7 protein-coding genes are annotated in these 11,842 nt (G+C 61.5%); 2 read left to right on the top strand and 5 right to left on the bottom strand.

The annotated features are described in order from the left end of the window. Positions 1 to 58 precede the first annotated feature (58 nt). Positions 59 to 1,651 (top strand): BCCT family transporter, encoded by a 1,593-nt coding sequence (locus AC1RQI_RS05580; RefSeq protein WP_416634622.1) that lies wholly within the window; start codon positions 59 to 61, stop codon positions 1,649 to 1,651. A 7-nt stretch (positions 1,652 to 1,658) separates the two neighbouring features. On the opposite strand, the gene dinG is transcribed toward AC1RQI_RS05580, so the two are convergent. The 3 genes from dinG to AC1RQI_RS05595 all read right to left on the bottom strand — a co-directional run bounded on the left by dinG (position 1,659) and on the right by AC1RQI_RS05595 (position 6,189). Continuing rightward, positions 1,659 to 3,815: an ATP-dependent DNA helicase DinG gene (dinG, locus tag AC1RQI_RS05585; RefSeq protein ID WP_481903994.1), complete on the bottom strand. Its 2,157-nt coding sequence runs from the start codon at positions 3,813 to 3,815 to the stop codon at positions 1,659 to 1,661. A gap of 67 nt (positions 3,816 to 3,882) precedes the next feature. Further along, on the bottom strand, positions 3,883 to 5,346 hold the full coding sequence (locus AC1RQI_RS05590; RefSeq protein WP_416634624.1) for a DUF3336 domain-containing protein: 1,464 nt from the start codon (positions 5,344 to 5,346) through the stop codon (positions 3,883 to 3,885). Positions 5,347 to 5,400: 54 nt separating this feature from the next. Then, positions 5,401 to 6,189 carry an MlaA family lipoprotein gene (locus AC1RQI_RS05595; protein WP_481903995.1) on the bottom strand — a complete coding sequence of 263 codons (789 nt, stop codon included), beginning with the start codon at positions 6,187 to 6,189 and terminating at the stop codon, positions 5,401 to 5,403. 84 nt (positions 6,190 to 6,273) lie between these two features. Between AC1RQI_RS05595 and AC1RQI_RS05600 the strand changes: the two genes are divergently transcribed. Then, entirely contained in the window at positions 6,274 to 6,699 is a 426-nt protein-coding gene (locus AC1RQI_RS05600; protein WP_481903996.1) for an acyl-CoA thioesterase, read from the top strand. Between the two features lie 6 nt (positions 6,700 to 6,705). Here the strand turns inward: AC1RQI_RS05600 and AC1RQI_RS05605 are convergent, their stop codons facing one another. Both AC1RQI_RS05605 and hrpA read right to left on the bottom strand, forming a co-directional pair. After that, entirely contained in the window at positions 6,706 to 7,827 is a 1,122-nt protein-coding gene (locus AC1RQI_RS05605; RefSeq protein WP_481903997.1) for a beta-ketoacyl-ACP synthase III, read from the bottom strand. 95 nt (positions 7,828 to 7,922) lie between these two features. Then, positions 7,923 to 11,822: an ATP-dependent RNA helicase HrpA gene (hrpA, locus tag AC1RQI_RS05610; RefSeq protein ID WP_481903998.1), complete on the bottom strand. Its 3,900-nt coding sequence runs from the start codon at positions 11,820 to 11,822 to the stop codon at positions 7,923 to 7,925. Positions 11,823 to 11,842: the final 20 nt, after the last annotated feature.

Below are 11,842 nucleotides of genomic sequence, written 5' to 3' on the forward strand. Positions count from 1 at the left end.
ATTTCCTGTCATCAGCTGTCATCATCGCGCGCTTCACTCAACTGGCCCCGAGGCTCCCATGACGCCATCCGAACAACGTCCGGAAGCTGCTGCCCCCAACCAGCATCAGCGCCTTGGTGATCCCGTCGTTCTGGGACTCAGCGCTGGCTTCATCATTGTCTTCATCCTCCTGTCGCTCTACGACATCAAGATGGTCTCGGACAGCATCGGGGCCGGTTTTGCCGCCACGGCTGCGGCGTTGGGCTCGTATTTCCAGTTGCTGCTCATGGCAACCTTCTTCATTGCCCTGGGGGTTGCGGTCTCCCCCGCTGCCGGCGCTTTCGTTGGGAACCGTACCACCCCGGAAATCAGCACCTTCCGCTGGCTGTCGATGATCATGTGCACCCTCCTCGCGGGTGGGGGCGTTTTCTTTGCTGCCGGCGAACCGGTGTACCATTTCGTGGTCACGCCGCCGGCCTTTGAAACCGAGGCGGGTACGGCCGAGGCCATTGCCGGGGCCCTGGCCCAATCGTTCATGCATTGGGGCTTCCTCGCCTGGGCCATCCTGGGTTCACTGACCGCCATTATCCTGGCTCACAACCACTATGACCTGGGCCATCCGCTGCGTCCCCGGACGCTGTTGTACCCGGTATTTGGCCAGCGCATCATGGGTGGCTGGATCGGAGGGGTTGTCGATGCCTGCTGCGTGATCGCTGTGGTCGCCGGCACCGTCGGCCCCATCGGGTTCCTCGCGACCCAGGTCAGCTACGGGCTGGAAGTGCTGTTCGGGATCCAGGACCAGTACTCGACCCAACTGTTGATCGTGATTGCACTGGGCGCCATTTACGTCACCTCGGCGGTGACCGGCATCCACAGGGGCATCCAGTTCCTGAGCCGTTTCAATGTGATCCTGGCGCTGGCCATTGCAGCGGTGATCGTGCTCTTCGGGCCCACCCTCTTTCTCACCAATGCCTACACTCAGGGCTTCGGGCAGTACATCTCCTCGTTCTTCCGCATGGGGACCATGACCTCCGAAACCGCCCCGGCCTGGTGGATGAAGTGGTGGACCGTGTTCTTCTTTGCCTGGTTCATCGGCTATGGGCCGCTAATGGCGATCTTTGTGGCCCGCATATCCCGTGGCCGCACCATCCGCGAAATGATCCTCGCTGTTGCGGTTATGGCGCCTGTCGCTACAACGGTCTGGTTTACGCTTCTGGGCGGCGCCGGCATCTTCTACCAGATGGAAGGCGTCATTGACCTCGCGGAGCCGCTCCAGAACTTCCAGTTCGACGTGGCCACGCTCACCGTTGCACAGGCCCTTCCTGGCGGTACGCTGATGGCACTGGCGGTGCTGGTGCTGACCACCATCTTCGTGGCCACCACCGGCGATTCCATGAGCTACGCCATCTCGGTGGTGGGAACAGGCCATGACGAGCCCAACCGGGCGGTCCGTGTCTTCTGGGGCATTGCCATGGCCATGATGGCGGCCATCCTCCTCTACATGGGGGAGGGCCAGATCAGCGCCCTGCAACAGTTCATCGTGATCACCGCCATTCCGGTCTCCCTCATCCTGTTGCCCTCACTCTGGAACGGCCCCAAGGCCGCCTATGCCATGGCGCGGCAGCAGGGATTGATCAGCCCCGAACCGCATCCGGCAAAACGGGGGGAGTAATACCCCTTCAGGCGGCAATCACCCGACGGAACGGCGGCAGGGCATCAAGGAGCATGCTGCCGTAACGCCGGGTGATGATGCGACGGTCCAGAATGGTAACGCGCCCGGTATCGGATTCACTTCTCAGCAACCGGCCCGCCGCCTGCACGAGCTTTATCGAGGCGTCCGGCACACTGATTTCCATGAAGGGGTTGCCGCCCCTTGCCTCGATCCATTCGGCAAGGCTGGCTTCAATGGGGTCATCCGGAACCGAGAACGGCAGGCGCGTGATCACCACGTGTTCCAGGTAGGTTCCGGGCAGGTCAATGCCCTCCGCTAAGCTGGCCACACCGAACAGGATCGACGTCTGTCCAGCATCCACCCGCTGGCGGTGACGTTCCAGCACTTCCGCCCGTGTATGGTCGTCCTGGGTGATCACGCAGTCCCGCCAGATCTCCGGCAGCATATCCCGCACGCGCTGCATATCCCGGCGCGCGGTAAAAAGCACCAGTGCTGCGGTGTCATCCGCCAGCACCCCGGGCAGACGGTCCACCAGGCGTTCCGCATAGCTGGCTGGATCCCCTGGCTCCATGCTTGAGGCGGGCACCTCGACAGTCGCGTTTTCCTGGTAGCGGAAGTTCGAGGGAATCACCAGACAGCGGCTGTCCGCCGGTAAGCCCGCACGCATGCTGAGCCGGTCAAAGCGCCCCAGCGCTGTCAGCGTCGCGGAGGTGAGCACGGCCCCGAAGCACCGGCTCCACAGGCGCGTAAACAGAACATTGTCCGCCAGAACCGGGCTGCTGTAGAGGACGATGTCTGCGTTATCCCCGCCTCGACGATTCAGCCACCGGGCCGGTGCGGGGGCCCGCGTACTGTCCTCGCCTTCTTCCGCCTCCGGTACGGGCTCGGACCAGGCCTGCCAAAGGCGCAACTGATCCTCCGCCCTTGCATGGAACTGGCCAATCACCGGATACCAGGCCTCGGCGGTTTCCCGGTCAATATCCCCCTCCTTGCGCTCGTCCATGCCTTCGTCCAGGGCATCGGAAAGCTGGTCCAGACGCCGGGTCAGCTGGACCTGGTACTGGTTCAACGCCGTCACCTGCTCCATGAGGGCATCCGGCAGCCTCGCCCCGGGAAAGCGGTACTGACTGTTGCCACCATCCTCCGCCCCTTCCCAGGGGGTATTCTCCTCCAGCCATTCATGCACGGCCGCCAGAAGGGGGTCCATTTCCCGCGCCAGGTCCGTCAGCTTCTGCACGGTTCGCGCCGACTCAGCATCAGCCGGCAGATGCGGCAACAGCTGCGCCAGTGCCTGGGTCATGGAGCGCAACCACTGCCGTGTGCCCTCCAGCCCCAGCGAAGCGGCAAAATGGTTCAGGGCCTTGTCCGGAAGGTGGTGGGCCTCGTCCATGACATAGATGGTGTCCTCGGGCTTCGGTAGTATGGCACCCCCGCCCAGCGCCAGATCCGCCAGCACCAGGTCATGGTTGGCCACAATAACGTCCGCATCCTCCAGCTCAGAACGCGCCGCAAAGAAGGGGCAGCTGTCGAAATAGCTGCAGCGGCGGTTGGTGCACTGGCGATGATCCGTGGTTACGCCCTGCCAGACCTCGTCCGGAATGTGATCCGGCCAGTGGTCCCGATCCCCATCCCATTCGCGCGCCGCATAGCTCGAGAACAGTTTCTCGTGAAAGGCGCGGGTCTCCGCGGGTTCCCCGGTGTCGTCCTGGAGCATGAAAAGCGGAATGGTGTCGCTGTCCTGATTGCCATGGCCGTGCAGCCTCTGCTCTACCTTGGAAAGACACAGGTAACGCCCACGCCCCTTCGCCAGCGACCACCTGACATCCAGTCCCGAATGGGCTTTCAGATCCGGCAGATCCTTGTTCACGATCTGGTCCTGAAGCGCAACAGTGGCGGTGGAAACCACCAGCTGCTTGCCCTGCTGCCGCGCCACCGGAATCGCCGCCAACAGGTAGGCGAGGGTCTTGCCAGTGCCTGTTCCGGCTTCCAGAACACAGGCCTTGTGGGCCGAGGTCCGCTGACCGTCGTTTTCCGTGATCTCGCCAAGGTAGCGGGCGATCTCAGCAATCATGAGCCGCTGGCCGTAACGTGCCCGCATATCCTTGCCCGCCAGAACGGCGCGATAGGCTGCCTGGATCTCAGCCTTGGTATCCTCGTTGAGCATGCGCTCCAATCCACGGGTGGGGTAAGAAACCGACCATGATAGCGGGCGGACCCGGAAGCGTACAGGCTCAGCTCGCGATCACGTGCAGCTCGGCGCCCTTGCGGTTGTGTTGACGCAGGCGCCGGATACAGCTTTCAAGGGTCCGCGAAATCTTGGCATGGGTGCGGATCTGGGAGATCAGGGGCCAGGTGGCCCGCTCGCCCTCCAGCATCATCTCCCGCACGAATTCCGGTGAGGGGTTGGCCATCATCTGCCGGAAGTGGCGCAACCGGTAGCGTGGCGCCAGCGTCACATCGCCCTTATACTGCTGAGCCATGATGGTGTAAATCTGACCACAAGCCTGACGCGCGAATTCCGGGCGCATGCGCTGTCTCAGCACATCGAACAACCCCCTGCCGTGGAACTGGAGCTCAGCCCTCAACATCGATAGCGGCAAGCGCGCCAGGCTTTCCCGCTGGTAGCCGTCATCCCGACGCAGAAAGGGCACAACATGCGGGTTCGTCTGGCTCACCACGGTAAAGTTAACGTCGTAAAGATGCATCAGGCGCTCCCGTGGGAGATCACTGACCACGGAGCCATCCACAAACCGAAGTCGGGGCATGTAGGGAACGGTCGCTCCCTGGTGATCCTTTTTCTGTAACTGTACTGGCGGGAACACGCCAGGCACGGCCGAGGACGCCAGGGCGGCGCTCCACACCAGCATATAGGGTGAGGTATAGCCACTGAGCAAGCGCGCTGCGTGCTGACCCTGATCCGAGGACACACTGATATTGATCGAACGCCCAGTATGCTGGAAGGCCTCCTCGAACGTGAACTCACCAATGTTCTCGCGCAGGCACTGCTCAAGCACAGCCTGGTCCATGAAACCAGCGCCCCGGAGCCCATTGACCACCCCTTTCCAGCGCCAGGCCTTGAGGTTGTGCCGTTCAGGCTCCAATAACTGTTCCAGCTCTTCATCAGGCGTGGTGCCCACCATGGCCGCCATTACGGCGCCGGCACTGGAGCCTGATATCACCTGCGGCAGCAGGTCGCGCTCCCAGAGTGAACGGATAACCCCCAGATGGAACAGCCCCAGTGTGGCACCCCCGCTGAGCAGCAGCGCCGGGCGACCGTAACTCAACAACGTGTCCTTGAAGAACCCGAGTTTTTCGCTCTCCGGAAGTTCCGGCATCGGGGTGTCGCACAGCAGGTTGATGGATTCGCACACCTGGTTCACGTATTCCTCGATCAGGTGTTTCGTCCCCACGTAGCTGTTGTGGTATAGGGCAGGGTTGGCCATGTTGCCAAGATCGTGGTGCAACCCCTCACGGATTGCGCGCTTGAGCCCGGCGTAATCCCCGGTCTGGTGATAGTGGCGCAATTCCCGCAGCCGATCATGGATCAGGTTGTAATTGTAAAGCTCGGAGGCGTATGCCTCTTTCCACTCCACATTGCCTTCCAGATAGTCCAGCTCCAGCGCCGCCGCCTTCCACTGTTCATAGGTGCGCGCCTGCTTGAGAAGCTTCCGGTAATGCGAGATCCTGCGGCTCATAAGGGGCTCCCCTGAGCACTGGTTGGTGATTCTTGACCTGAGTATAACCCGTGATCAGAAGTCTTCGAGCATCAGGTCTTCATCCTCCTGGGCAAAAGGATCGTGCTTCACCTTTCCATCATTAACCTTGTACGCACGCCGCTGCAAATAGGCGTTGCGCATGAACCTGTAGCGATCACCGGTGATCTGCTTTTCATAACGCAACAGCGACGCCCGGGTATCCAGCCCGTCGAGTGCGTAAAGGCCATAGCGCGGGCGGACGTCAATCGGGTCCATGAGATCCGGCACGCCATACTCAACGCCCATGCCCGCCGTATCCCTGACGGTGGACGGCCCCAGGATTGGCAGCATCAGAAACGGGCCCGTATCCATCCCCCAGTAGCCAAACGTCTGCCCAAAATCCTCGTCCTGTTCCGGAAGCTCCATGTGGCTGGCCACGTCCACTAAGCCGAGCAGCCCGAAGGTTGTATTGAAGATGAAACGGCCGGTACTGATGAGCGCGGCCTCACCTTTACCCTGAAGTAAACTGTTCAGGATGTTGCCCGGTTCAGCAATGTTGCTGAAGAAATTGGTAACCCCATCGTTAACCGGCTCCGGCGTAACCCGGTTGTAGCCGCGCGCTACCGGGCGTACCACGTTACTGTCCAACGCTTCATTGAAGGTAAAGATGCTGCGATTGAACGACTCCCACGGATCCCTGTCATCGTAGGCCCCACTACGCGCCACTGTCTCTGGGTCAACATCGCCGGGCAGACCATTGCCTGCCTCACTTTCCGCCGCTTGGGCAATGGCACCAGCGGTCAGGCCAAATGCCAGCACCGCAATCAACGTACTTTGCCTCATCAAACCATCCTTGCTGTCGGTCAGGGGATTGAAATCATCTGCTTCGGCCCTAGAATCAACGCCATCCATAGAAGAGGAGTCATCATGTCCGAGAACACGCCCGAGGGCCGCCTGGTCCATGAGGAAACCTTCCCTGTGCGCTGGGGCGACCAGGACGCCTACGGCCACGTGAACAATACGGTTTATTTCCGCTTTTTTGAAGAGGCCCGTATACGGTGGTTCGACAGCCAGACGCTGACCACCGACGGTCAGGGCGAAGGTCCGGTTATCGTAACCACCGGCGCCACCTTTCACCAGGAACTGGTCTATCCCGCGACAATCCGGGTTGAAGTCCGCACGGGCAGGGCCGGCAACAGCAGCCTGGAAACCCTTTACCGGGTTCTGGACGCGGAAGCCGGAACCCTTTATGCCTCAGGCAGCGCTAAAGTGGTATGGATCAACCATGACACCGGCCGCCCCACCCCCCTGCCCGACCGCCTCCGGACATTGAGCGCGGACAGCGGCCTTTAGGCCGCCTCAGCGTTTGCGGACGACCACATTGCCAATGGAGTAGCCAGCGCCAAACGAACAGATGAGCCCGTGGTCGCCGCTGTTCAGGTCGGATTGATACTGATCGAATGCGATAATCGAGCCTGCGGAGCTGGTGTTGGCGTATTCATCCAGAATCACGGGAGCCTCGCCAGGCGCCGGGTCATGACCAAGGACCCGCTTGGCGATCAGCTCATTCATATTGAGATTGGCCTGGTGAAGCCAGAGCCGCCGCAGCTGATCGGTCGCCAGCCCCAGCGTGTCCAGGTGGTTGCCGATGAGGTCCGCGACCAGCGGTGATACTTCCTTGAACACCTTGCGCCCTTCCTGGACGAACAGCTTGTCTGGCTGGTCGATACCGGATTCATCCGCCCGATTGAGGAAACCGAAATTGTTACGGATGTTGTTGGAAAAACGTGTCTTGAGCCGCGTCCCCAGGACATCGAAACCGAGACCGGCTGGAACGTCCTCCGGGTGTTGGACGATAACCGCCGTACAGGCGTCGCCGAAGATGAAATGGCTGTCCCGGTCACGGAAGTTGAGGTGGGCACTGCAGATTTCCGGATTCACCACCAGGACCGTGCGGGCGTGACCGTTATTGATCGCATCCACCGCGTTCTGGATACCAAAGGTGGCGGAGCTGCAGGCAACGTTCATGTCGTAGGCAAAGCCATCAACACCCAGCGCGTCCTGAACCTCGACGGCCACCGCCGGATAGGGACGCTCAAGGTTGGAACAGGCGACGATCACCGCATCCAGGTCGTCTGCATGGATCCCGGCCCGCTCCAGAGCCTGGTGGGTGGCCTTGACCGACATCTCGCACTGGATGCCGTACTCGGAATTGGGCCGCTGCGGGATCGAGGGCTTCATGCGCTCGGGATCGAGGATGCCCTCCTTATCCATCACGTGCCGACGCTTGATGCCTGATGCCTTCTCGATAAAGTCCGTGGAGGAAGGTGCCAGTGCTTCCAGCTCACCACGCTCAATGGCGGCCGCGTTACGTTCATTGTAACGCGCCACATAGGTGTTGAAAGCTTCAACCAGTTCGTCATTGTCGATGACGCTGGGCGGTGAGAAGAGACCGGTGGCACTGATCACTGCTGTCGACACGGGTATGACTCCGGTTGTTGTGGGCTCAAGGACCTGTTAAATCATTCCTGATACCGGATATTAACACATGGAATTGGTGTGTCAGACGTAAGGATTTACCGTCGCACCTGCTGCCACTGACGCTCCAGCCGCTGAGGCGAGACCGTCACGGCCGTGCCCAGCTGCTGGGCGAAATACGACACCCGGTATTCCTCCAGCATCCAGCGGTAAGTGATCAGGGCCTCGTCCTCAATACCCTGGACCGCCAAGGCCTCACGGCGCTCTACATAACGATCCCAGAATGGCTGGAATTCCGTGAGAAAGGCCCTCTCCCGGCCCGCCTCCCGCGGCATTTTATCCAGCCGGATCAGCGCCGCCTCCATGTAGCGTGGAAAATGCACAAGCCACTCCGGGGGGGTGGCCGCCATGAACCCAGGGTAGATGAGCTGGTTCATCTGGAACTTAAGGTCCGCCATACTCTGGGCGACGTTCAAGGGAATCTTGCCCTTGAGCCCCTTCATTACCCGGTGATAGCGCTCCATGATCCGGTACAGGAGCTGGCTGTTCGCTTCCAGCGCCGGTATGACATTGCCTCTCCCCGCTTCCAGGCAGTGTTCGAGCGCCTGTTCACTGCGGGGCAGGTCCTGGTCGGCCAGGAAATGGGACTGGGCGGTGGCGATGAGCAGGTCATCCAGAAGCTCCGCCTTGCGCCCCACGGGCGCGAACAGCAATGACGCCTCATGGAAGCCGGGAAGCCGGCGATCCAGATCCCTTAGCGCATTACCCAGCCGGTTCACCAGAATCCGGGCAATGCCCTGGCGGTTCAGGTACCAGGCCCGCACCGGATCGAGCACCTGGGTCTGGCGCACACCATGGCCTTCGTCCGCCAGTACCGGGTAGACGCGCACCTGCATGCCACCCTGCTCGGTCTCCACGCTTTCCGGCAGGTCACCCCCCGGCCAGTCAGAGGCCAGAGTGTCCGCTTCCGTCTCGGGTTCCTCCGCCCCCTCCTGCATGGCACTCTCAAGTGCCTGATGCGCTTCGTCCTCGTGGCGCGCAATCAGGGCCTCAACATCCCGTCCCTGATCCAGGACATTCCCCTTTTCATCGATCACCTGAACGTTCATCCGGAGGTGGTCCGGAAGGCTCTCCGGCGCCCAGGCCTCTTCGGGCACCCGTACGCCCGTCATCCGCTGGAGCTGCTCGCCCAGCTTCCGGGTCAAGGGCTCGTTGCAGGCGGTAAGGTTCGCCAGCGCTGCGTCCACAAAGTCCGGAACCGGCACGAAATTGCGGCGCAACGACTTGGGAAGGCTCTTGACCAGCGCAATGGCACGGTCCCGCAACAGCCCCGGCACCATCCAGCCAAGCCGTTCCACCGGCAGCTGTTTCAGGGCCATCAGCGGTACCCGGATGCTTACGCCATCCTCCGCACTGCCCGGCTCAAAGTGATACCGCAACTCAAACGCCAGGCCATGCCACTCAAGCGTGTCCGGGTATTGGCTGGCGGTATCTTCTTCCGGGTCGCGCTGGAAAACGTCGGATTCACTCAGGTAGAGGCGCTGCAGCGCCTCCTCGTCCAGCTGCTTCCACCAGCGTTCAAAGTGTTTGCCACTGACAATATCCGCGGGCAAGCGTTCGTTGTAGAACTGGAACAGGGTTTCCTCGTCGACCAGCAGGTCCCGCCGGCGCACCTTGTCCTCGAGCGAGGTCACCTCCTCGATCAATTCCTGGTTGGCCAGCACAAAAGGGGCTTTCGTGCGGTATTCGCCCTCAACAAGGGCACGCCTGATGAAAATCTCCCGTGACAGTTCCGGGTCAATGCTGGCGTAGCCCACCCGGCGATTGGCCACCAGCGTCAGGCCATAGAGCGTGACCGACTCCATGGCCATGACCTGGGCCCGCTTCTTCTCCCAATGCGGCTCCGCGTGATGGTGTTTCACCACGTGTTCCGCCAGCGGCTCCACCCAATCGACTTCAATACCAGCCACCATGCGGGCGAATACCTGGCTGGTCTCCACGATTTCGGCAGCCACGATCCACTTGGGCGGCTTCTTTGCCAGGGCGGATCCGGGAAAGATACGGAACTTGCGGTTGCGGGTACCATGAAACCAGCCCTTTTCCTCTTTCACTGCGACATTGTCCAGCAGTCCCGCCAACAGCGCCCGATGAACACTCCCGTAATCCGCTGGCCGCTGGTTCACCCGCATGCCCTGCTCGCGCGCCAGAAGCAGGATCTGACGGTGGATATCCCGCCATTCGCGCATCCTGAGGAAAGCGACGAAATGCTTGCGGCACCATTTCTGCAGCTGGTTGCCGGACAGTGACTGGCGCTGTTCCTCCCAAGCGTTCCATAGATTGAGCAGGCTGTTGAAATCCGAGTGCTTATCCCGGAACAGTGCATGGGCCTGGTCCGCCTGGGTCTGCTTGTCCCCCGGGCGCTCCCGAGGGTCCTGGATGCTCAACCCGGCCGCGATCACTGACACCTCGGCGAGGCTGCCCTCGCGCTCCGCCGCCAGCAGCATCCGCGCCAGCCTGGGATCCACCGGCAGGCGCGCCATGCGCTGACCCGCCTTGGTCACCTTCCGGTGCCGATCCACCGCGCCAAGCTCTTCCAGCAGCTTGTAACCATCATTAACCAGGCGCTTATCCGGCGGATCAATGAAGGGGAAGCGTTTAACGTCGCCCAGCCCCATGTTGGTCATCTGCAGGATCACCGAGGCCAGGTTGGTGCGCCGGATTTCCGGATCCGTGAATTCCGGCCGGTTCAGGAAATCCGCCTCATCATAGAGCCGGAAGCAGATCCCGGGCGCCACACGCCCGCAACGGCCTTTACGCTGCTCAGCACTGGCCTGGGCAATCGGCTCCACCGGCAACCGCTGCATCTTGGACCGTACGCTGTAGCGGCTGAGCCGTGCCACGCCGGTATCAATCACGTAATGGATGCCCGGAACGGTCAGTGATGTTTCCGCCACATTCGTGGCCAACACGATCCGGCGCCCCTTATGCGGCTGGAACACCCGGTTCTGCTCCCGGTTCGACAGCCTCGCGTACAGAGGCAGCACCTCGGTGTGTTTCAGATCCGCATGCCGCAGCGCCTTGCTCACCTGCCGGATATCCCGCTCACCCGGTAGGAATACCAGTATATCGCCGGGCCCTTTGCGCTGCTCCTTCTCGTACGCCTCGATCTCGTGAACGATCGACTCAATGGAACCAGGCCACCCCGACTCCGGATCCTCGGAGTCGGCCAGCGGCCGATAGCGCACCTCCACCGGATAGGTTCTCCCTGAGACCTCCAGTACCGGCGCATTATCAAAGTAGGCACTGAAGCGGTCCAGTTCGATGGTGGCCGAGGTGATGATCACCTTCAGGTCCGGGCGCTTGGGCAGGATCCGCTTGAGCGCTCCCAACAGGAAATCAATGTTAAGGCTGCGCTCGTGGGCCTCATCCACGATGATGGTGTCGTAACGGTCCAGGAACCGATCATGGGTAAGCTCATTCAGAAGGATGCCGTCGGTCATCACCTTGACCAGGGAATCCTCACTTGTCTGCTCGCTGAACCGCACCTGATAACCGACGGTCTCGCCAACCCGGGACGCCATTTCGTCCGCCAAACGCTGCGCCACCGTGCGCGCCGCGATACGCCGCGGCTGGGTATGGCCGACCAGCCCCCTCCGGCCGCGCCCGGCCTCGAGCGCGATCTTGGGCAGCTGGGTGGTCTTGCCCGACCCTGTCTCACCCGCAACGATCACCACCTGGTGCTGCTCCAGCAGCTCGCGGATATCGTCCACGCGCTCGGAAACCGGCAGCGACTCGGGGTACGAGATCGACGGAGCGAGACTCCGGCGCCGCTCCAGCGCCGCCTGTCCCTCCTTCAGGAGGCCCTCAATACGTTCGCGCGTTTTCCCATCCGGTTGCCCACGACCCATCAGCCGCAGGATACGCGCAGCCTCCCACTGCCGGCACTCAGCCAGAGACTGTTTGATCTGTTCTCGCCAGTTGCTTTCCTGCTGACCCAACGTCAGGTTTACTCCAGTAA

The organism is Salicola sp. AFF1, from assembly GCF_056783195.1.

Bases quoted from the DNA above. Each gene is read 5' to 3' on its own strand.
- AC1RQI_RS05600 (WP_481903996.1), top strand. From the start codon at position 6,274: ATGTCCGAGAACACGCCCGAGGGCCGCCTGGTCCATGAGGAAACCTTC.
- AC1RQI_RS05595 (WP_481903995.1), bottom strand. From the start codon at position 6,189: ATGAGGCAAAGTACGTTGATTGCGGTGCTGGCATTTGGCCTGACCGCT.
- dinG (WP_481903994.1), bottom strand. From the start codon at position 3,815: ATGCTCAACGAGGATACCAAGGCTGAGATCCAGGCAGCCTATCGCGCC.
- AC1RQI_RS05590 (WP_416634624.1), bottom strand. From the start codon at position 5,346: ATGAGCCGCAGGATCTCGCATTACCGGAAGCTTCTCAAGCAGGCGCGC.
- AC1RQI_RS05580 (WP_416634622.1), top strand. From the start codon at position 59: ATGACGCCATCCGAACAACGTCCGGAAGCTGCTGCCCCCAACCAGCAT.